At 64.0% G+C, this 21,322-nt stretch carries 21 protein-coding genes and 1 pseudogene; 15 read left to right on the forward strand and 7 right to left on the reverse strand.

The genetic code is table 11. The features are described from left to right. The first annotated feature begins 408 nt into the window (after positions 1-408). From cysS to rarD, 8 genes are all read left to right on the forward strand, one after another. Complete coding sequence (gene cysS / locus LB571_RS23755; RefSeq protein ID WP_224598423.1) at positions 409-1,860, forward strand: cysteine--tRNA ligase; 1,452 nt, start codon at positions 409-411, stop codon at positions 1,858-1,860. 226 nt (positions 1,861-2,086) lie between these two features. After that, entirely contained in the window at positions 2,087-2,443 is a 357-nt protein-coding gene (locus tag LB571_RS23760; protein WP_224598468.1) for an endonuclease domain-containing protein, read from the forward strand. Continuing rightward, entirely contained in the window at positions 2,440-2,826 is a 387-nt protein-coding gene (locus LB571_RS23765) for a VOC family protein (protein ID WP_140791803.1), read from the forward strand. The genes LB571_RS23760 and LB571_RS23765 overlap by 4 nt, the downstream gene beginning before the upstream one ends. 6 nt (positions 2,827-2,832) lie before the next feature. Next, positions 2,833-3,324 (forward strand): GFA family protein, encoded by a 492-nt coding sequence (locus tag LB571_RS23770; RefSeq protein WP_015318547.1) that lies wholly within the window; start codon positions 2,833-2,835, stop codon positions 3,322-3,324. Continuing rightward, complete coding sequence (locus LB571_RS23775; RefSeq protein ID WP_140663054.1) at positions 3,321-3,797, forward strand: GFA family protein; 477 nt, start codon at positions 3,321-3,323, stop codon at positions 3,795-3,797. The genes LB571_RS23770 and LB571_RS23775 overlap by 4 nt, the downstream gene beginning before the upstream one ends. Next, the gene (gene pip / locus LB571_RS23780; protein ID WP_140878626.1) at positions 3,794-4,744 is read left to right on the forward strand and encodes a prolyl aminopeptidase; all 951 of its coding nucleotides are present in this window, start codon (positions 3,794-3,796) and stop codon (positions 4,742-4,744) included. Before LB571_RS23775 ends, pip begins: the two co-directional genes overlap by 4 nt. Further along, entirely contained in the window at positions 4,741-6,363 is a 1,623-nt protein-coding gene (gene cimA, locus LB571_RS23785; RefSeq protein WP_181177885.1) for a citramalate synthase, read from the forward strand. Before pip ends, cimA begins: the two co-directional genes overlap by 4 nt. A gap of 83 nt (positions 6,364-6,446) precedes the next feature. After that, positions 6,447-7,373, forward strand: a complete 927-nt coding sequence (rarD, locus tag LB571_RS23790) for an EamA family transporter RarD (RefSeq protein WP_224598427.1) — start codon at positions 6,447-6,449, stop codon at positions 7,371-7,373. Here the strand turns inward: rarD and LB571_RS23795 are convergent. The 4 genes from LB571_RS23795 to LB571_RS23810 all read right to left on the reverse strand — a co-directional run bounded on the left by LB571_RS23795 (position 7,351) and on the right by LB571_RS23810 (position 10,261). After that, a complete protein-coding gene (locus LB571_RS23795; RefSeq protein ID WP_140618719.1) occupies positions 7,351-8,349 on the reverse strand; it encodes a transporter in 999 nt (332 codons plus the stop codon). The genes rarD and LB571_RS23795 overlap by 23 nt on opposite strands. 108 nt (positions 8,350-8,457) lie before the next feature. Next, on the reverse strand, positions 8,458-9,240 hold the full coding sequence (locus LB571_RS23800; protein WP_140618456.1) for a glucose 1-dehydrogenase: 783 nt from the start codon (positions 9,238-9,240) through the stop codon (positions 8,458-8,460). 158 nt (positions 9,241-9,398) lie between these two features. After that, positions 9,399-9,566 (reverse strand): hypothetical protein, encoded by a 168-nt coding sequence (locus LB571_RS23805; protein ID WP_181177898.1) that lies wholly within the window; start codon positions 9,564-9,566, stop codon positions 9,399-9,401. An 83-nt stretch (positions 9,567-9,649) separates the two neighbouring features. Continuing rightward, on the reverse strand, positions 9,650-10,261 hold the full coding sequence (locus LB571_RS23810; RefSeq protein ID WP_015318539.1) for a TIGR00730 family Rossman fold protein: 612 nt from the start codon (positions 10,259-10,261) through the stop codon (positions 9,650-9,652). 127 nt (positions 10,262-10,388) lie between these two features. Here LB571_RS23810 and LB571_RS23815 point away from each other — a divergent pair, with 127 nt between their 5' ends. From LB571_RS23815 to LB571_RS23830, 4 genes are all read left to right on the forward strand, one after another. Continuing rightward, positions 10,389-11,870, forward strand: a complete 1,482-nt coding sequence (locus tag LB571_RS23815; RefSeq protein ID WP_224525671.1) for a LysM peptidoglycan-binding domain-containing protein — start codon at positions 10,389-10,391, stop codon at positions 11,868-11,870. 79 nt (positions 11,871-11,949) lie between these two features. Next, positions 11,950-12,297: an ArsR/SmtB family transcription factor gene (locus tag LB571_RS23820; RefSeq protein ID WP_015318537.1), complete on the forward strand. Its 348-nt coding sequence runs from the start codon at positions 11,950-11,952 to the stop codon at positions 12,295-12,297. 25 nt (positions 12,298-12,322) lie between these two features. Next, positions 12,323-14,206, forward strand: coding sequence for an ABCB family ABC transporter ATP-binding protein/permease (locus tag LB571_RS23825; protein WP_224598430.1), 1,884 nt, complete (start codon positions 12,323-12,325; stop codon positions 14,204-14,206). Positions 14,207-14,294: 88 nt separating this feature from the next. Beyond that, the gene (locus LB571_RS23830) at positions 14,295-14,648 is read left to right on the forward strand and encodes an antibiotic biosynthesis monooxygenase (protein WP_411961393.1); all 354 of its coding nucleotides are present in this window, start codon (positions 14,295-14,297) and stop codon (positions 14,646-14,648) included. On the opposite strand, the pseudogene LB571_RS23835 reads toward LB571_RS23830, so the two are convergent. After that, positions 14,645-15,513, reverse strand: a pseudogene (locus LB571_RS23835) (SMP-30/gluconolactonase/LRE family protein). The gene LB571_RS23830 and the pseudogene LB571_RS23835 overlap by 4 nt on opposite strands. A gap of 408 nt (positions 15,514-15,921) precedes the next feature. On the opposite strand from LB571_RS23835, the gene LB571_RS23840 reads away from it, so the two are divergent. Further along, positions 15,922-16,620 (forward strand): phosphatidylserine decarboxylase, encoded by a 699-nt coding sequence (locus tag LB571_RS23840; protein WP_140618445.1) that lies wholly within the window; start codon positions 15,922-15,924, stop codon positions 16,618-16,620. Positions 16,621-16,622: 2 nt separating this feature from the next. Then, positions 16,623-17,441, forward strand: a complete 819-nt coding sequence (locus LB571_RS23845; protein WP_015318532.1) for a CDP-alcohol phosphatidyltransferase family protein — start codon at positions 16,623-16,625, stop codon at positions 17,439-17,441. Between the two features lie 27 nt (positions 17,442-17,468). On the opposite strand, the gene LB571_RS23850 is transcribed toward LB571_RS23845, so the two are convergent. Together LB571_RS23850 and LB571_RS23855 are read right to left on the reverse strand one after the other, a co-directional pair. Further along, complete coding sequence (locus LB571_RS23850) at positions 17,469-19,691, reverse strand: AMP-binding protein (RefSeq protein ID WP_140718276.1); 2,223 nt, start codon at positions 19,689-19,691, stop codon at positions 17,469-17,471. A 103-nt stretch (positions 19,692-19,794) separates the two neighbouring features. Then, positions 19,795-20,202 (reverse strand): tautomerase family protein, encoded by a 408-nt coding sequence (locus LB571_RS23855; protein WP_224598432.1) that lies wholly within the window; start codon positions 20,200-20,202, stop codon positions 19,795-19,797. A 110-nt stretch (positions 20,203-20,312) separates the two neighbouring features. Here LB571_RS23855 and LB571_RS23860 point away from each other — a divergent pair, with 110 nt between their 5' ends. Further along, positions 20,313-21,176 (forward strand): LysR substrate-binding domain-containing protein, encoded by an 864-nt coding sequence (locus LB571_RS23860; RefSeq protein ID WP_224598436.1) that lies wholly within the window; start codon positions 20,313-20,315, stop codon positions 21,174-21,176. Positions 21,177-21,322 lie beyond the last annotated feature (146 nt).

A 21,322-nucleotide genomic window follows, 5' to 3' on the forward strand; every position in this document is an offset into this window, starting at 1 on the left:
CTTCCCTGGTAACATTTCCGTGTCTGCGTTTGCTGGTTGATTCCGACCAAATCGTGACGCGTGGTGATCTAGCCGGCGAATGTTTCATGACTGTGCCGACATGTTTAATAAAATGTTTCACTGACTGATTCCGCATGACCGGGCGATGCGTTTGCCAGCCCTCGCTACCTTTTTCCCGGAATCCGCGACTTGACGGCAACACTGGTCAGGGCGATAAAGCCGCCGATGAAAACGTCTTTCGCCATTTGTGGCATTTGCATTATTGGCTAGCCTCGCGCTGGTCCGGACGTTTTCGCCTCATCTTCCCCAGAGTGGACAAACGCCCCGGCCAGCAGGCTGGAACCTGATTTGCGCCTCGGCGCTGGGCTGGCTCCATCCAGACAAGAAGTTCTGAACGGGAAGCATGGAATGTCTGACGCATCAAAGGGCCTGCGCCTCTACAACACGCTGACGCGCACGAAAGAGGGCTTCGTGCCGATCGATCCGCTTGCCGTGCGCATGTATGTCTGCGGCCCGACCGTTTACGACTTCGCCCATATCGGCAACGCCAGGCCGGTGATCGTGTTCGACGTGCTGTTCCGCTTATTGCGCCACCTCTACGGCGAGACGCACGTCACCTATGTGCGCAACATCACCGACGTCGACGACAAGATCAACGCGCGGGCGCTGCGCGATTTCGGCGGCGAGATCGCTTCGGGAACCCTTTCGCTCAACGAAGCGATCCGACGGGTGACCGAAAAAACGGCCGACCAGTTCCACAGGGATGTCGCCACGCTTGGTTGCCTGGAGCCGACGGTCGAACCGCGCGCCACCGAATTCGTCGAACCCCGCGCCGACGGCAAGGCTGATATGATCACCTTGATTAAAAGCCTGATCGAACGCGGCCATGCCTATGTCGCGGCAGGCGAAGTTCTGTTCGATACGGCCTCGATGCCGGACTATGGTCAATTGTCGAAGCGCAATCTCGACGAGCAGCAGGCCGGTGCCCGCATCGCCGTCGAGGCCCACAAGAGGAACCCCGGCGATTTTGTGCTGTGGAAACTGTCATCGCCGGAAGAGCCCGGCTGGCAAAGTCCATGGGGCAGGGGCCGGCCCGGCTGGCATATCGAATGCTCGGCCATGTCGGCCGCCTATCTCGGCGAGGTCTTCGACATCCATGGCGGCGGCCTCGATCTGATCTTCCCGCATCATGAGAACGAGATTGCCCAGTCGCGCTGCGCCCACGGCACCGATGTCATGGCCAATGTGTGGATGCACAATGGTTTCCTGCAGGTCGAGGGCCAGAAAATGTCGAAGAGCCTCGGCAATTTCTATTCGATCCACGAATTGCTCGAGACCGAGACCTTCGGCGGCCGCAGATGGCCTGGCGAGGTGCTGCGGCTGGCGATGCTGATGACGCACTACCGCGAGCCGATCGACTTTTCCGTGCGCAAGCTTGAGGAGGCGGAGAACACGCTACGCAAATGGAAACGCGCGTCGGACCTGGCGCCGGCTGCGGGAAGCCAGGTGCCGGCGGAAGTCGTGGAGGCGCTGTCGGATGATCTTGCGACCTACGCGGCCTTCCAGCAACTGACCCAGCTTGCCGGTGAGGCAACCGACTTCAGCGGCGCTGGCGAGAATGGCGCCGCGGCTTCCTTGAAAACCTCGCTCGCGTTCCTCGGTTTCGACGTCGGCGCGGCCAAGGTCGACGAGGCCGCGATTGCGGAAACCATCGCCAGGCGCCTGCAGTTCATCGCTGCCAAGAACTGGGCCGAGGCCGACCGCATCCGCGATGAACTCCTGGCGCAAGGCGTGCAGTTGAAGGATGGCAAGGATCCGGTCACCGGCGAGCGCGTGACGACGTGGGAGGTGAAGCGGTGAGGGTGGCGCTAGGCACCCCCCTCTGCCCTGCCGGGCATCTCCCCCTCAAGGGGGGAGATTGGATGCCACTTCAGCTTTCGCCAATCGCCGACGTTGAAGGTCCGGCCCCGTCGCTGAAACTGCCGATCTCCCCCCTTGAGGGGGAGATGTCCGGCAGGACAGAGGGGGGCGAACTGCCGTGACGCATTATCCAGTGTCCGCCTTCAATCGCGGCAATGCGCGCAAGATGCGCAAGGCAATGACCGATGCCGAACTCAAACTTTGGAATGAGATCAGAGCGCATCGTCTTATGGGCTTGGCTTTCAGACGCCAAATGCCGATCGGTGGCTATATCGTCGACTTTGCTTGCCCGGCCAAAAAGCTGATCGTCGAGCTGGACGGTTCCCAGCACGCACGAGTTGGAGTTTCGGAATCGGATGCCGGAAGAACAGCGAGGCTCGAAGCACTAGGCTGGACCATCCTGCGCTTCTGGAATGACGACGTGATCCGCGATATCGACAATGTCTGCCAGCACATCGTTATCGCGGCCGGTCTGGCCGGCGCCAACGTGCCGGAACCAGCAACGGAGGAGCTCGTTTCATGATCGACCATCTCGGCATCACCGTTTCCGATTTCGATGCCTCCAAGGCTTTCTACGACAAGGCGATGGCGCCGCTGGGTGGCTCGCTGCTTTATATGGTGCCGCAGGAATACACTGGTGGCGCCAAGGTCGGCGGCTATGGCCGCGACCGGCCGGTGTTCTGGTTGAGCGCGGCCAGGGAAAAGCCCCGAGATCATCAGCACGTCGCCTTCACCGCGCGCAGCCGCGCCGAGGTCGACGCCTTCCACGCCGCCGCCCTTGCAGCCGGCGGCAAGGACAATGGCGGACCGGGCCTGCGTCCGCACTATCACCCCCACTATTACGGCGCCTTCGTCCTCGATCCCGACGGCAACAATGTCGAGGCGGTCTGCCATGATCCGGAGTGAAAACCGATGAGCCTCGACAACCGGCCAGTCTACACAGGCGGCTGCCAGTGCGGTGCGGTGCGCTTCCGCGTCGAAGGCGCGCTCGGCGACGCCTCGGTCTGCCACTGCCGCATGTGCCAGAAGGCCAGCGGCAATTTCTACCTGCCGCTGGTCTCGGTGCGCGGCGCCAAGGTCGACTGGACGCGCGGCGAACCCAAGCGGTTCCGTTCCTCCAATGTCGTATGGCGCGGTTTCTGCGCCGAATGCGGCACGCCGCTGACCTTCGAGGCGCCCGACGGCATGGCTCTGGCGATCGCCGCCTTCGACGATCCGGCTGGTATCGCGCCGACCATCCAGTGGGGCACGGAAGCAAAACTGCCCTATGTGGATTCCATTCCGCGATTGCCGGGCGAGGACACGATGGCGGATATCGGCTCGGCTCCTTATCTCGCCGAGCTCGTCTCCTATCAGCATCCCGACCACGACACCGACCAATGGCCGCCGGAGGAAAGACCATGACCGAAACTGTCCGAACCGGCGGCTGCCAATGCGGCGCCGTGCGCTTCCGCATCAAGGGGGCGCTGGGACGTGCGTCCATCTGCCATTGCCGCATGTGCCAGAAACAGTTCGGCTCCTTCTTCGGCGCGCTGGTGACGGTACCTAAGGATGGCGTCGAATGGACCCATGAAGAACCAAGTTATTTCCAGTCTTCGGTCAACATCGATCGCGGCTTCTGCGCCCGTTGCGGCACGCCGCTGACCTACCGGCAGCCCGGCGGGCTCGAGATCGCCATCGGCGCCTTCGACGACCGCTCGGATCTGGCGCCGCGGATCCAGGTCAACTATGCGGCACGGCTGCCTTGGGTCGAGACGATCTTCGACCAGCCTGTCCACCAGGATCCCGATTATTACGCGCGGCAGGAGCAGATCATCTCCTTCCAACACCCCGATCACGAAACGGCCAACTGGCCGCAACAGGGCCTGAAAATATGAGCTTGCGCACCCTCTACCCGGAAATCGAACCGTTCGACTCGGGGATGCTCGATGTCGGCGACGGCCATATGGTCTATTGGGAGCGGTCGGGCACCAAGGGCGCCAAGCCGGCCGTGTTCCTGCACGGTGGACCGGGCGGCACCATTTCGTCAAAACACCGGCGGCTGTTCGACCCCAAGCTCTACGACGTCATCCTGTTCGATCAGCGCGGCTGCGGAAAATCGACGCCGAACGCCTCGCTGGAGGCCAACACGACATGGCATCTCGTTGCCGACATCGAGCGACTGCGCGAAATGGCCGGCTTCGACAATTGGCTGGTGTTCGGCGGTTCCTGGGGCTCGACGCTGGCGCTCGCCTATGCCGAGACACACCCTGATCGCGTCAGCGAACTGGTGGTGCGCGGCATCTACACGCTGACCCGCGCCGAGCTCGAATGGTACTATCAATTCGGCGTTTCGGAGATGTTCCCCGACAAATGGGAGCGTTTCCTGGCGCCGATCCCGCAGGCCGAGCGCGGCGACATGATGGCAGCCTACCGCAAGCGGCTGGTCGGGTCCGACCGAAAGGTGGAGATCGAGGCCGCCCGCGCCTGGAGCCTGTGGGAGGGCGAGACGATCACGCTGCTTCCTGAACCCGAAACCAGCGGTCCGTTTGGCGAGGACGACTATGCCGTCGCCTTCGCCCGCATCGAAAACCACTATTTCGTCCATGCCGGCTGGCTCGAGGAGGGGCAGTTGCTCCGCGATGCCGGGAAGCTCAAGGACATCCCCGGAACCATCGTCCACGGCCGCTACGACATGCCGTGCCCGGCGCGCTACGCCTGGGCGCTGCACAAGGCCTGGCCGAAGGCGGACTTTCATCTGATCGAAGGCGCCGGCCATGCCTATTCGGAGCCCGGCATCCTCGACCGGCTGATCCGCGCGACGGACAAGTTTGCGGGCAAATGACGATGAGCCGCGAGCGCCTCTATCTCTTCGACACCACGCTCCGCGACGGCCAGCAGACGCCGGGCATCGACTTTTCGGTCGAGGACAAGATCGCGATTGCCAAACTGCTCGACGAGTTCGGCTTCGACTATGTCGAAGGTGGTTATCCCGGCGCCAATCCGACCGACACTGCATTCTTCCAGCAGAAGCGCACGGCACGCGCAAAATTCGTTGCGTTCGGAATGACCAAGCGGGCTGGGGTCTCAGCCTCTAACGATCCGGGGCTGGCGGCGCTTGTCCAATCGAAATCGGACGCCATCTGCTTCGTCGCCAAGAGCTGGGACTACCATGTTCGCGTGGCGCTCGGTTGCACCAACGAGGAGAACCTCGACTCCATAAAAGTGTCCGTCGAGGCATCGGTCGCTTCGGACAAGGAAGCAATGGTCGATTGCGAGCATTTCTTCGACGGCTTCAAGGCCAATCCGGACTATGCGCTCGCTTGTGCGAAAACGGCCTACGACGCCGGTGCGCGCTGGGTGGTGCTTTGCGACACGAATGGCGGCACGCAGCCCTCCGAAGTGCGGGCAATCGTCGAGAAGGTTATCGCCGCGGGCATTCCGGGCGAGCATCTCGGCATCCATGCCCATGACGACACCGGCCAGGCGGTGGCCAATTCCCTTGCCGCCGTCGAGGCCGGCGTGCGCCAGATCCAGGGCACGCTGAATGGCATCGGCGAACGTTGCGGCAACGCCAATCTGATCTCGATCCTGCCGACACTGGCGCTGAAGCCGGCTTTCGCCGACCGCTTCGAGACGGGAATCTCAGCCGAAGCGCTTACCGGCATTTCGCGCCTGTCGCGCGCCTTCGACGAATTGTTGAACCGCGCTCCGGAAGCGCAGGCGCCCTATGTCGGCTCCTCCGCCTTTGCCACCAAGGCGGGTATCCACGCTTCGGCGCTGGCCAAGGAGTCGGCGACCTATGAGCATGTGGAGCCGCAGGCCGTGGGCAACCGCCGCCGCGTCATGGTCTCCGACCAGGGCGGCAAGGCCAATTTCCTCGCCGAGTTGAAGCGGCGCGGCATCGATGTGCCGAAGGACGACCATCGGCTCGACGCCCTGATATCGGTGGTCAAGGAGCGTGAGGCCTCGGGCTACGCCTATGAGGGCGCCGACGCCTCCTTCGAACTCCTGGCGCGCAAGATGCTGCATGGCCTGCCCGAATTCTTCCACGTCACCTCGTTCCGCTGCATGATTGAACGCCGCTTCGATGCCAATGGCCAGTTGAAGACGGTGTCGGAAGCAGTGGTCAAGGTGCTGGTCGAGGGCGAGGAGAAGATGTCGGTGGCCGAGGGCCATGGCCCCGTCAACGCGCTCGACATTGCGCTGCGCAAGGATCTCGGCAGATACCAGAACGAGATCGCGGATCTCGAGCTTGCCGACTTCAAGGTGCGTATCCTCAATGGCGGCACCGAGGCCATCACCCGCGTGCTCATCGAATCGCATGACGGTACCGGCGCGCGCTGGTGGACGGTCGGGGTCTCGGAAAACATCATCGACGCCTCGTTTCAGGCGTTAATGGATTCGATCGTCTACAAGCTGATGAAGAATCGCGAGATGGCGGGGCTGGTGGCGGCGGAGTAAGTTTGAACCATCAGCGAAAGTCCATTGATCCATCAGAACTTTGCGATGGTCTTGCCAAGATTACTGGGCCATAGCGTTGGGCCATGGCCGCTGAAGCAATTACCCCCGATGCAGAATCGAAAGCCCGCCGCGGCTTCTTGCTGGCGCTGGGTGCCTATCTCTTGTGGGGGTTGCTGCCCTTCTACATGAAGGCGGTGGCGCATCTGCCGCTTGCCGAGGTGATTGCACACCGCATCGTCTGGTCGGTGCCGATTGCCGCGGCGGTCCTGGTCTGGGCCGGCCGCACGGCCGACTTCAAGGTGGCGATCCGCTCGCCCCGCACCATCGCCATGGCGGCGCTGACGGCGGCGCTGATCTCGATCAACTGGGGCATCTATGTCTGGGCGATCGCCGTCGACCGCACCGTCGAGACGGCATTGGGCTATTACATCAACCCACTGGTGAACGTCGTGGTCGGCGCACTGCTGCTCGGCGAGCGGCTCGACCGATTGCAGATCGCGGCGGTGGTGCTTGCGGCGGTCGCCGTCGCCGTGTTGACGATCGACGGCGGCAAGCTGCCCTGGGTGTCGCTGGCATTGGCGTTTTCCTTCGCCGCCTACGGCTTCTTCCGCAAGACGCTGCCGATCGGTCCCAGCCAGGGTTTCCTGCTCGAAGTGCTTTTGCTGTCGGTACCGGCGCTGGGCTACATCGCCTTCCTGATCGCCACCGGACAGGACCATTTCGTCTCCAGCAATGGCACCGACACCGCGCTGCTCATCGGCTGCGGGCCGGTGACGGCCGTGCCGCTGCTGCTGTTCGCCTTTGGCGCCAAGCTGCTGCGCCTCTCGACCATCGGCATCATGCAGTACATAGCGCCGACCATGGTGTTTTTGATTGCCGTGCTGATCTTCGACGAGCCGTTCGGCACCACGCAGGCCATCGCCTTTGCCCTGATCTGGGCGGCTCTTGCGGTCTATTCCTGGTCCATGCTGGCGACGGCGCGCCGGGCTACATCTGCCCGAGCCGCCTGACAAAAAGATAGGTCACGCCCGCGATCAGCAGCGACGCGCCCGTGATCACCCAAAAACCCAACGGGGTGTTGACCAGCGGCAAACCGCCGACATTCATGCCGAACAGGCCTGAGATGATGGTCATCGGCAACAGCACCGCCGTCATCACCGAGAGCACGTAAAGCAGCCGGTTCGACTGCGTCGTCAGCTTGGCCATCAGCTCGTCCTGTAGCAGCCGCGTGCGCGCCTGCAACTGCTCGCCGTCATAGTGCAGTGTCTGTGCGCGGTGCGAAAGCCGCGCCGCCATGTCGTTGATCGAATCCGGCAGGTCGTTGCGGTGCGAATGGTCGAGATGGCGAAACAGGTTGGTCAGCGTCGCCATCTGCCGGTGGATGACCACCAGATGCCGGCGTGCATCGACCAGCGCCTGCCGCTCATTGTGCCATGCGTCGCAGACGATGCGGTCCTCAATGCCGTCGAGACTGTCGCTGAGTGCCGCGAGTTCCGTCGCCATCCCGTCGAACGACTGGCCGACGACAGCCTCGATCAGCTCGGCCGGAGACCGGAACTTGCGCGATCCGTTCTCGATCGCCTTGCGGATGTTGTCGACCGATTGCAGCGGCTGCTTGCGGGCGCCGACCAGCATCGTGTCGTTGAGGGCGAAGCGGAAATGACCAAGCCCGCCGGCTTCCGCCGAATAATCATGGCGCAGGTCCGGCAGATCGCCATAGAGCCAGTCATCCTCGAGGTCGATGTGGCAGCCATGACTGGCGGTCAGGAAGGCTTCGCGCACCGGCGCCGGCAAGGCCTGATCGGCGCCGATCTCGTGGCGCGCATGCATGTCGGAAAGCTGGTAGCTGCGCCATGTCCAATGCGCGGCGGCGGCATCCCTGGTGCGCACCCCTTCGGTGGTAAAGTGGTAGATGAAGAACAACCCGTGCTCATCGGGCAGGTAAGGCGACAGGTCAGTGCCCTCGGAGGGGATGGCGATGTTCATGGCGGCTTCGCCGGTCTCTGATGCGGTCGGGGTCGCGGGGGCGGCCAAGCGCGATTTCTAGCACGGCATCCCCGATTTAGTGTGACTGTTCCGTGACGGCGTGCCCGCTTACAGGACGCTGGTGATCCCGCCATCCACCAGCAGCGTCTGTCCGTTCACGAAACTGGCGGCGTCGGACGCCAGGAACACGGCAGCGCCCGCGAGTTCCCTCACTTCGCCCCAGCGCCGCATCGGCGTGCGGCCGGTCAGCCAGGCGGAGAATGTCTCGTCGGCGACCAGCGCGGCGTTGAGCTCGGTCTTGAAATAGCCCGGCGCGATGGCGTTGATACGCACGCCGTGCTGGCCCCATTCGCCGGCCATCGACTTGGTCAGCATGGTGATGGCGCCCTTGCTCGCCGCGTAGGGCGCGATCGAGGGGCGGGCGAGCACGCTCTGCACTGAGGAGACATTGATGATCGACCCCCTTTGGCGCGCGATCATGCCCTTTACGACGGCCCGGCTCACCTTGAACACGCCGTCCAGGTTGGTGGCCATCAGCGCGTCCCAGTCGGCGTCGCTGAAGGTCTCCAACGGCGCCCGTCGCTGGATGCCGGCATTGTTGACCAGGATGTCTATCGGTGCGGTGCCGGTTTCCGCCGCCGCGATTGCCTGGTCGACCGACTGGGTGTCGGTCACGTCGATCACCGCTTCCGTGATCGAATGGCCCGCGGCGCGCAACTTGTCCGCGGCCGCTTTGAGATCGTCGGCCTTGCGGCCGCCGATCGTGACGCGCGCGCCGGCGCTCGCAAGCGCCTCCGCGAAGGCGAGGCCCAGGCCACGGCTGGCGCCGGTTATGAAGGCATGCTTGCCTTCGAGGCCGAACAGTTGGCCGAGATAGTCGGTCGAATGCAATTTGCACCTTCATCGGTTGCGATTTGTCGCCCGTCAGTCGAAGGCTCGTTCGGCCCTTGGCAAGCGGCAGCGCCAGCGTGCCGCTTGGCTTGATGAGATGCAAGGCGCTTGTCGGCCTGGCGGTCCTGCTGACGACCTCGATTGCGCGGCCGTCGGCCTCAGCGCTTCGGCCCAAACCCCGGATAGGGGTTGAGTGGCACGGTCGCGGCAATGTCCATCATGCCAGCCTTGACCAGTGGCAAGGTGGCGAGATGGCCGCGCACATCGGCATCGCTGCCGACTTCGAACATCATGCCGCTGCCGGGAATGTCGCCGATCTGGGGCAAGCTGCTCGGAGGGAGTAGGGAGCAGGCAGTAGGGGGAAGTGTACGCTCCGACACTGCAAACCTACTGCTCTACTCCCGTAACCTTACATCTTGTCGATCACCGACTGGACGCCCTCGGTCGGTGCGTCGACCGAGGAGCCCGCGACCATGATAGCGGCGACGATGGCCTCGGGGTCGTTGACGACCAGCGGCTTCACACGCTGCGCGGTATGAATGAAGCCTTCCGCCGCCATGTGATCAAGCAACGCCGTCATCGGATCCCAGAATCCGTTGACGTTGCCGAAGACGATCGGTTTGCGGTGATGGCCAAGCTGCGCCCAGGTCATGATCTCGACGATCTCCTCGACTGTGCCGATGCCACCAGGCAGCGCCACAAAGGCGTCGGATTTCTCGAACATCTTGTGTTTGCGCTCGTGCATGTTGTCGGTGATCGACAACTCGTCGAGCCGGTCAAGCGCGGTTTCGGTTGCTTCCTTGTTGATCAGGAAGCGCGGAATGATGCCCGTCACCTTGCCGCCGGCCTTGAGCGCGCCTTCGGCGACGGCGCCCATAATGCCTTTGGTGCCGCCGCCATAGACCAGCCGCAGGCCTGCCTTTGCAATTGAGCGTCCAAGCAGGTGGCCGGCCTTGACATAGATTTCATCGCGGCCCGGAGATGAGCCGCAATAGACGCAAACGGATCGAATCGTGTTCATGCCGATGATTGGTGATTGGGTCTGAAAGCGCGGTCAAGCCCTAGGGTTGAGAAGGCCGGGCTTTTTCTTGTCGGTCATGGCAAAACACGCTAGACCGGCGTTAGGTGGCTAAGGGGCAGGGAAATACATGGCAATCAATCCATTGAAGGCGTTCTTGTTCGCGGCGGGTGGGACCGTCGCGGCCGCGGGAACCGCCTATGTGTCGGGCGCACTCGACCCGTATCTTCATCGCACACCGCCGGCGGAAGTCGCGGCGTTGACGCCGCCCGCGGCGCCGAAGCCGGCCGATCCTGGCACGGAAGGGCGCCTGCCGGCTCCGGCGATGCCGGCCGCGCCGGGCGCGGCACCTCAGGCGACGGCCCCGGCAGCACCTGCAACCGACGCTGCGGCGCCTGCGGCGCCCGCGACGGCGGATCCGATCGCGCCGACTTTCGATGTCGTACGGGTCGAGAGCAACGGCTCGATCGTCGTTGCCGGCAACGCGGCGCCCAACTCGAAGGTCGAAATTCTCAACGGCGCGACGGTGATCGGCTCCACGGTTGCTGGTCCCGATGGCGCCTTTGTCATCGTGCTCGAAGACCCGCTGAAGCCCGGCGACTATACGATCGCCCTGCGTTCGACGGTTGGCGCGGTCGTGACCGCCTCGGCGCAGACCGCAGTCGTCTCGGTGCCCACGAATGCGGCTGGCCAGGTGCTGGCCATGGTCGAGGAGCCGGGCAAGCCGGCCGAACTGCTGACGGTTCCGGCATCTGAGCCAAAGCCGGCGCCGGCAACCGGCGACCAGGCTGCCGCTCCTGCTGCTGAAGCGCCCGCCGCGCCGGCGACGGCCACGCCAGCCGTGGTTGAAGCAAAACCCACTCCGGCGGCACCGGCCGCGCCCGCGGCAGCCGTGGCCGAACCAAAGATCGTGGTCGAGGCAGTCGAGATCGACGGCAACAAGATCTTTGTCGCCGGCCTCGCCGATCCGGGCCGCAAGGTGCGCGCCTACGCCAACGACATCCTGCTCGGCGACGCGCAGACCTCGTCGGACGGCCATTTCCTGGTCGAGGCGACGCGCGATATTCCGGTCGGCAGCTATACCATCCATGTCGACGGCCTCGATGCCGATGGCGTGAAGGTGGTGGCCCGCGCCGCGGTGCCCTTCGAGCGCGAACCGGGCGAGGCGGTCGCCGCCGTTGCCCCCGCCGAGACCAAGCCCACCGAGACCAAGCCCGCCGAGGCCAAGCCCGCGGCGCCCGCTGTTGCCGCCGCTGCTCCGGGCGAGACCGCGCCGGCTCCCGCCGCGCCAGCCACCGAGGCTCCGGCTAACGTCGCAGCAGCCACGCCGCCAAGCGACGTGCCCGAAATCGTGTCGCCCAAGCTCGAACATGCCGACAGCGCGGTCATCATTCGGCGCAACGACACACTGTGGCGGATCTCACGGCGCGTCTATGGTCACGGCGTGCGCTACTCCACCATATACCTCGCCAACCAGGACCAGATCAGGAATCCGAACCGCATCTGGCCGGGGCAGGTGTTCAAGGTTCCGGAAAAGTCGAAGGAAGGCGAAGCCGCCGACCTCAAGGCAATGGGCGAGCAGGCGACGACCGCACCGATGAAGACGGAATAGGGATAGACCGGCAATTCCGGCGATCTACCCATCGGCCTAGCTTGCCCTGTCATCGTTCATCGTCTATCGCCGATGAACGATGACAGAATGCGTTCCCTTACCAGATCATGCCGCCTCGGCACTGCCTGGCTGCATGCCGGACAGCCGCGCTGTCGCGGCGCGGTTCGCAGCACTTTCGCATCCGGCGCGGATCGAGATACTGAGGCATCTGTCGGCCAGCAATTCCTGCTGCTGCCGTGAGGTCGTCGACCGTTTCGCTCTGGCCCAGTCGACGATCTCCCAGCATCTGAAAATATTGGTCGAGGCGGGCCTCGTCCGGTTTGAGCCCGACCGTCAGCGATCGCGCTATGCGGTCGATCGCGCGGCACTTGCCGACGTATCGGCATCGCTGGGCGCGCTCATCAATTCCTGCTGCTCCGGCCGCTGACCCTCTCACCCAAAAGGCAAGAAAAGTGGCCGAAAAAACCGTCTCCTCCGACACCTCGACACTCACGACACTGCGCAATCTCTGGCCCTATATGTGGCCGGCCGACCGCGCCGATCTCAGGGCGCGGGTGACCTGGGCGACGCTGCTGCTGGTCGTCGCCAAGGTGACGCTGGTCGCCGGTCCCTATTTCTTCAAATGGGCGACCGATGCGCTGGCGGGCGGCTTCAAAACGCCACCGCCGCTGCCATCGTTCATGCTTGCCCCGGTGATGCTGGTCATTGCCTACAATGTGCTGAGGCTCGTCCAGCTCGGCTTCAACCAGCTGCGCGATGCGCTGTTTGCCCGGGTCGGCCAGCATGCGGTTCGCCAGCTTGCCTTCCGCACCTTCGTGCACATGCATCAGCTGTCGCTGCGCTTCCACCTGGAGCGCCGCACCGGCGGCCTGTCGCGCATCATCGAGCGCGGCACCAAGGGCATCGAAACGATCGTCCGCTTCATCATGCTCAACACCGCGCCGACGATCCTCGAATTCGCGCTGACCGCGGGCATATTCGGTTTCACCTATGGCTGGAAATATGTGGCCGTGGTGGCGGTCACCGTCTGCCTCTACGTCTGGTTCACGGTCAAGGCCAGCGACTGGCGCATCTCGATCCGCCGCGACATGAACGACAGCGACACCGACGCCAACACCAAGGCGATCGACTCGCTCCTCAACTTCGAGACGGTCAAGTATTTCACCAATGAGCGCATGGAGGCCGAGCGCTTCGACCGCTCGATGGCGCGTTACGAGATCGCCGCAACCAAGACCTGGACCTCGCTCGGCTGGCTGAACTTCGGCCAGGGCTTCATCTTCGGCGTCGGCACGGTCGTCGTCATGTGCATGTCGGCGCTGGAGGTGCAGGCCGGCACCCAGAGCGTCGGCGATTTCGTTTTCATCAATGCCATGCTGGTACAGCTTTCCGTGCCGCTCAACTTCATCGGCTTCATCTATCGCGAAATCCGCCAGGGCCTCACCGACATCGAGCACATGTTCGACCTCCTCGACGTGCCGCAGGAGATCGTCGACAAGCCCAACGCCAAGCCGCTGGCCGTCAGCGCCGGCAAGGTCGAGTTCCGCGACGTCCACTTTTCCTATGATCCGAGCCGCAAGATCCTGAAGGGCGTCTCCTTCGAGGTGCCGGCCGGCAAGACCGTTGCCATTGTCGGGCCGTCGGGTGCGGGCAAGTCGACCATCTCGCGGTTGCTGTTCCGCTTCTACGACGTGCAGGGTGGCCAGGTTCTGATCGACGGCCAGGACGTGAGGGACGTGACGCAGGACAGTCTGCGCGCGGTGCTCGGCATGGTGCCGCAGGACACGGTGCTGTTCAACGACACCATCGCCTACAACATCCGCTACGGCCGTGTCGGCGCCGGCGAGGAGGAGGTGCGCAAGGCCGCCGAACTCGCCCAGATCGGGCCGTTCATCGAGAAGCTGCCCGACGGCTACAAGTCGATGGTCGGCGAGCGCGGGCTGAAACTTTCCGGCGGCGAGAAGCAGCGCGTGGCGATCGCCCGCACCATCCTGAAGGCACCGCCGATCCTGATGCTCGACGAAGCGACCTCCGCACTGGACAGTCATACAGAACAGGAGATCCAGGCCGCGCTCGACCTCGTCAGCAAGGGCCGCACCACCATCGTCATCGCCCACCGCCTGTCGACGGTGATTGCCGCCGACGAGATCATCGTGCTGAAGGACGGCCAGATCGCCGAGCGCGGCACTCATGTCGAGCTGATGCGAAAGCACGGCCTCTATGCCTCGATGTGGGACCGCCAGCGCGAGGCGACCGAAGCCGAGGAGCGGCTGCGCATTGCCCGCGAAAGCGACGAACTGGGTGTCGTCGTACGCCGGCGCACATCGGAGATGTCGTAGCTCAAAAAAGCTCTTGACCTCAACTTAGGTTGAGATTGTAGACCGTCGCCCGAGAGCCGCAAAACAGCATCGTCGAGGACGGAATCAAATGGATATGAGCTTTACGGATCAGGATGTTAACGGCGGCAGCGTGTTCAGGGTCGACAAGTTCGTGGTGCCCGCCAATGCCCGCGATGAAATCCTCGCAAAGGTGAAGATGACGCATGAGTTGCTGCGTCTGCAGCAAGGCTTCGTCCAGGACTTTCTGCTCGAGCAATTCTCCGGACCGGGCGAATTCAACCTGGTCACCATCGTCGAATGGGAAAGCCAGGCTGCCGTCGACAATGTGGTACCGATCGTCAAGGCTGCTCACGAGCGCATCGCCTTCAACCCGCAGGAGACGATCGCCCGGCTCGGAGTGCGAGCTGATATCGCCAATTATCAGCGCGTGCCGGGACTCTAGCCAGGCCACCCCACACCCGGTGCCGGCGCTTCAATGCCGAGCACCTTGCCGGTGCGGGCGTCGCTTGTCATATGTTCGAAGCCGCGCCACTCGGCGGCGGTGATGAACAGCGTTTTCCTGTCCGCAGCGCCCAGCATGCAGGCAAAGCAGCCGCGATCGGCGGTGACGGTCTGCAAGACGTCACCGCCTTCGCGCACCCGCACGCAATGCTTGTTGGGAACGTCGGCATACCAGACCGCCCCTTCGGCATCGAGGCAGATGCCGTCGGGATATCCGTCGAGATCGGCCCAGGTGCGTCTGTTGGACAAGGAACCGTCGGCGGCAATGTCAAACGCGGTCAGCCGGTTGGCATGGGATTCGGCAATGATCAGCGTCTTGTTGTCCGGGGGGTCACCGCCATGCCGTTCGCAAAGGCGATAGTGTCCGCCACTTGCCTGACCGCGCCATCCGGTGTGACCAGCACGATGGTGCCGGGACCGAAATGCTGGCCGGTCGCCGGCGCCGGCCCGCCACCATTGACGTAGATGTTGCCGCGCCCGTCGACGACGATCTCATTCCACGGGCTTTTCGACAGGCCGCGCAGGTCGGCGTGGGTGACGAGCGAGCCATCGGCTTCCTGCCGCAACAGCAGGCCCTCGCGGCCTGAGACAACCAGCAGGCGACCATCCGGCAGCCAGTCGATTGAGTAGGGCAGGACAGCCGGAATCGTGAGCATGATCTTGCGGCTGCCGTCGGCATCGACGGCGATGATCTCGCCGGTGCCCCAATTGCAGACCCACAGGCGCCCATCATGCCAGCGTGGCGATTCCCCGAAGGCGAGACCTTCCATGACGATATGCGGTTTGTCGCCGGACGATATTCGCATGATCAGGAGCCTCCGTTGCGCGCGTCATCCGCCCTTGCGATGAAGCGCTTCCCACCAAGGACGGGCGAGATGAGAGTCTCCCGACAGCGGACCGCTGTATTTTCGCGCAGGAAGAACGCTGCATCGGTGTGACGTTGACGCCACAGGTGCCGGTCTGCGCAAGGGCGGCGTCGGCGCAGATAGGTTTCTCGGCCACTCTGGCTGTCCTGGCGCTGTCAAAGGATGGCTTTTGAGGGCATGACACAGGCATGCGACCCGGTATCCAATTTCACGACACACGGAGCGCCAGGCTATCCGCGGTCACAGGCCCGCACTTGCCCGTTCATCCGCGCCGGCGATTGTCGCGTTGCGGGCAGGGGGTGTTTCGGCTATTGAGGCCGGACCTGAAACAGGGACCGCCCCCAGCCCATGAGCCTTGTCGACACGGTCAAGAACGCGTTCGTACCGATCCATCGCGAAGGCTATCCCTTCATCGCGGCGTTTGGCGCGGCGACGCTGTTCGTCGGCTATTTCTCCTCGATCCTGTTCTGGATCGGCCTGATCCTGACCGCCTGGTGCGTCTATTTCTTCCGTGACCCCGAGCGCGTCACGCCTGTTGACGATCGCCTGGTGGTAAGCCCCGCTGATGGCATCGTCTCGGCGGTCGGGCCGGCCGTGCCACCGCGCGAGCTTGGCCTCGGCAATGTCGAGATGACCCGTATCTCCGTGTTCATGAACGTCTTTTCCTGTCACGTGAACCGCTCTCCGGTGCGCGGCCGCATCGCCAGAATCGAACATCGGCCGGGAAAATTCCTCAATGCCGAGCTGGACAAGGCGAGCACGGAAAACGAGCGCAACGGCCTCGTCATCGAGAGCCCCAACGGCACGGTGGCGGCAGTCCAGATCGCCGGCCTGGTGGCGCGCCGCATTGTCTGCTGGACCGAGGCCGGCGCTTCGATCGGCACCGGCGAGCGTTTCGGCCTGATCCGCTTCGGCTCGCGCGTCGACGTGTTCCTGCCCTTGACCGCCACGCCGCGCGTCGCCGTTGGCCAGACGGCGGTCGGCGGCGAAACCGTGCTCGCCGAATTCGGCGGTGTCGCCGGCACGCCTCTCGTGCGGATTTCCTGACGGTGGGCACGCAGTATAAAAAATTCGAGGCCCATGCCAGCGGCGGTCCGCGCATCCGCGAGATCCCCATGCGCATGGTGCTGCCCAATCTGGTCACCGTGCTTGCCATCTGCGCCGGCCTGTCCGGTATCCGCTTCGGCTTCGAGGGGCGTTTCGAGCCGGCGGTGGTAATGGTGCTGCTGGCCGCTTTTCTCGACGGCATTGACGGCCGCCTGGCGCGGATGCTGAAGGCGACCTCCAAATTCGGCGCGCAGATGGATTCCCTGGCCGACATCGTCAATTTCGGCGTTGCGCCGGCGCTGGTGCTCTATGCCTTCCTGCTCGACCGCGCCGGCTCGCCAGGCTGGATCGCGGCACTGCTGTTTGCGATCGCTTGCGGGCTGCGGCTGGCGCGTTTCAACGTGCTCGACGACGAGAAGGCCGACCGCCCGATATGGCAGACCGAATATTTCGTCGGTGTGCCGGCGCCGGCAGGCGCCGTTCTGGTGATGCTGCCGCTCTATCTCTATTTCCTGCGGCTTGGGGTGGAGCCCAGCCGGCCGGCCGCCTTCGTCGCCACCGGCTTCACCATCCTGGTGGCCTTCCTGCTGGTCAGCCGCTTGCCAGTCTATTCAGGCAAGAGCATCAAGATCCCCGGCGACAGGGTGCTGCCGGTCATCCTCGCCGTCGTCCTCTACATTCTCTTGCTGATGACCTATCCCTGGTACACGCTGACGGCATCGGTCGCGGGCTACCTGATCTTTCTCCCATTCAGCGTGCGCGCCTACTCCAAGCGGGCCAAGCTGGAAGGCGAGAAAGTGCCGCCTTCGGACATAGGTTAGAAAGTCGGCCGAAGTCCTTGATCCGACTCAGGCCGCCACGCCAAGCCCGAGCCGGTCGATCGCCAGCTTTCTCGTCGACACATAGTCGGTCTTGCCGGAACCGAGCACCGGGATCTCCTCGACCTTGACGATGTCGTTAGGCACCATCAGTTCGGCCGCTCCGGCCTTTTTGCCGAACTGACGCAACTCCTCGGCGCTGGCATCGTCGGCGGTGGTGACCAGCACGATGCGCTCGCCCCGCCTCTTGTCCGGCACCGCCACCGCCGCATGGCGTTCTTCCGGCCAAAGCGACTGCACCAGCATCTCGACCGCACCCAGCGACACCATCTCGCCAGCGATCTTGGCGAAGCGCTTGGCGCGGCCGCGAATGCTGATGAAGCCTTCGCGGTCGACGGCGACGATATCGCCCGTGTCGTGCCAGCCGGTCAGCGGCTGGAGCTCGCCGGGGCGGTCCGCGGTCATGTAGCCCATCATCATGTTCGGCCCGTCGAGCCACAACTGGCCGGCATCGTTGATGCCTTCGACTGGCTCCAGTTTCATGCGAATGGCCGGCAGAAGCCGGCCGACCGTGCCGTCGCGGCCGTGGATCGCGGTGTTGACGGCAACCACGGGCGCCGCCTCGGTCAGTCCGAAGCCCTCGATGATCTCGGCCTGGAAGCGTTCGCGATAAACGCGGCGGGTATCCGGCTTCACCGCCTCGGCGCCGGCGACGACGAAGCGCAGACTGGAGAAATCCCCGTCCTTGGCGGTGCGCGCATAGTTGGCGAGGAACGTGTCGGTGCCGAACATGATGGTCGGTTTCACCTTGCGCGCGATCTCGGGGATGAGCTTGTAGTGGAGAGGCGAGGGATAGAGGAACAGCTTTACCCCGGTGACCAGTGGCAGGATGGTGCCGCCCGTCAGGCCGAACGAATGGAACACCGGCAACACGTTGAGCAGGATGTCCGCCGGCGAAATGGTGATCCGCGCCTCGGCCTGCATGGCATTGGCGAGGAGATTCTTTTGCGACAGAACAACGGCCTTCGGCGTGCCTTCGGAGCCCGAGGTGAACAGGATCACGCCGGGCTTTGCCGCGTCCTGTCGCTGCAGCGGCAGGCGCCACAGCAAGGCGGCTGCAAGCTTGTCCAGCGTGGTGACGCTTTCGCGTACATCTTCCAGCCACAGCAGCCTGGCGCCGCCCTTTTCAACCGCGGCGACGATATCGGCGAGATCGGCCTTCTCGACAAAGGCACGCGAAGAGACAACGGTGCGGATGACGGCGGTGCGGACAGCCGCGGTGACGCTTGCCGGCCCGGCCGTGTAGTTGATCATCGCCGCCACACGGCCCGCCGAGAGCAGGCCGACGAGCGACAGCACGACGCCGTTGGCGTTGGGCAGCATCACCCCCACAGCTTCGCCCGGCGCCGTCACCGCCTCGAAGCGCCTGCCCAGCACCCGCGCGCCGATGAACATCTTGCGGTAGCTCAGCGCCCCGGAAATGACGTCCTCGATGATCGCATGCGAAGCGCCGATCCTGGTTGCGGCGTCGCGCATGGCAAGGAACAGGCCGCGGTCGAGGTCGGTGCCAAAAAGCCGGGCCTCCGCGACGCGGTCGAACAGCGCATTGGTGTTGGAAGCCTGGTCCGGATTGCGCGCCACCAGCTCGGCGATCGTCATCGGCTCCAGGACACTGACCGACAGCCGTGGAAACCAGTGACGCGGTGCCTTGTCCGCCGGCGTCAGCGACACCGGCAGGTTGCGGGCGCCGGCGACGAAGATCGGCACGATGCGGGCGTCGGCCTGCATGGCTATGCGGGTGACGGCGCGGAACAGCCGAAACGTCTTGACGTCGGGCTCGACCGCGTCCGGCAGATAGACGGCCAGCCGGCCCTTGCCCTTCAGCACGCGCACCAGCCGGCGGCTGACGAAGACATGTTCGGCGTTGAAGGCAATGGTGCGGCCGAGTTCGCGCCACGGTTCGAGCCAAGGCGAACGCGCCGAGACCTCGTCGAGTATATGCAGCGTGTCGTCGGGCAGCAGCGACAGCATCAGCGCCGGCTCGAAGCGCGACTGGTGCGAGATGACATAGATGACCGGCACCTGCGCCTTGCGAGCGATCTTGATGCGATTGTCGCTGATCCGGTAGGCGAGCTTGAACGGTGCGTAGAGCAGCGCCTGGGTGAAGCGCAGGCCGAGGCGGAATTTTTCCACCACGCCGATCAGCAACCAGGCCACAACCAGACCCGCAAGCAGCGCCAGTGTCAGGATCATGCCGCGTCTCTCCCAACGATTTTGTCATTGCGGCTCTTGTGCGGCCGCTTCGGGGGCAGAGCCTAGCGGAAGTCGAGGCAAGGTCAATGCGGAAGGGGCGCCCTCACGCCGCGTTCAGCCGCCCGCTGATGAAACGGAACTCCTGCGTCTTGCCGCCGTAGCCATAGGCCGCTGCCGGAACCTCATGCACGAAAGCATAGCTCTCCTGGTGCACGACGCCTAGCAGGCGGCCAAAGGCATCGAAGATCGCCTTGAGATAGGCCTCCAGTTCGAGCTTTGTGTTGGTGCCATCGACCACCTTGATGTCGAGCCAGAACGTGTTGGTGCCGTGCTCGGCGAGCGACTTGCCGCCGGCGAACCAGTGCTGCGGATCGAGATAGGACACGGCAACTGCGGTGATCGTCGGATCCTTGCGCAGATGCGTGGCGGTGATCTCGGTTATTTCCCTGGCGATGCTGGCCGACAGGGTGGCGTCGGGCTTGCCGGTGACGCTGACATTGATGATGGGCATTTTGCTCTCCTTGGTTTTTTAGCGGCGTGGGCGCCGTTGAAGACCATGCCATCATCTTTTGATCGAAAAAACTGAATTGTTTTTAACTGATGATTTGATAAAATCGAATTATGGAAACGCTTGATCCCGACCTGCTCAGAACCTTCCTTGCTTTCGTCGACAGCGGTTCGCTGGCGCAGGCGGCGGCCAATGTCGGCCGCTCACCCTCGGCGGTGACGGCGCAGATGCAGCGCTTGGAAGAGATCGTCGGTGAGCCACTTCTGGCGCCGCAGGGCAGGGGGCGCGGCCTGACGCCGGCAGGCGAGGATCTTGTCGGGCACGCCAGGCGTATTCTTGCCGTGCATCGCGAGGCCTGGCTGGCGCTGAAGGGCGCGCGCGCTGCCGGGCGCGTCGCCATCGGCACGACGCAGGATTTCGCCGATAGCGGCCTGCCGGACCTGCTGCGTGCCTTCGCCTCCAGCCATCCCCGCGTCAGGATCGAATTGCGTGTCGGCCGCTCCGCCGAACTGGCGCAGGCGTTACAAGCTGGCAGCCTCGATCTGGCGATCGTCATGCGCCAGGCTGCCGTGCCGGACGAGGTCGGCGTGTTGCGCGAGCCGATGACATGGCTGTGTTCGCAGAAGGGACTGGCCTCGCGGCAGGAAGAATTGCCGCTGGCGCTGCTCGACCCCTATTGCGGGTTTCGCGAGGCGGCGCTCGCCGCGCTCGACGCCGCCGGCCGCCGCTATCGCATCGCTGCCGGCAGCGCCAGCCTGGCCGGTCTGCGCACTGCGGTAAATGCCGGTGTTGCGCTGACCTTGCGAACCCCGCGCTTTGCCCATTCCGGCATTGTCGAAGCGCCCCGCGAACTTGGCTTGCCGCCGGTTCCGATGGCTGAGTTCGCGATCCGCCTGCGCGCCGGTGCCGATGCGCCCGCGGGCGATCTGGCTACGCTGCTCGGCGGTAGCCTCGCTTTGTCCGGACCGCTTGGTTGATTTGACTAGGCGCGAAGTTCCGTCGCCGGTCTATTGGCTGGAAAGCCGACTTGCGGTCGACCCGTCTGTTGCAAAGCAAAAGCTGTCGCAAAGAAAAAGCCGACCTTGCGGTCGGCTTGGAGTAGGACGGGCCGAGGGGTTTGGGG

It is taken from the genome of Mesorhizobium sp. BR1-1-4, from assembly GCF_020165375.1.
GTDB classification, from domain to species: domain Bacteria; phylum Pseudomonadota; class Alphaproteobacteria; order Rhizobiales; family Rhizobiaceae; genus Mesorhizobium; species Mesorhizobium australicum.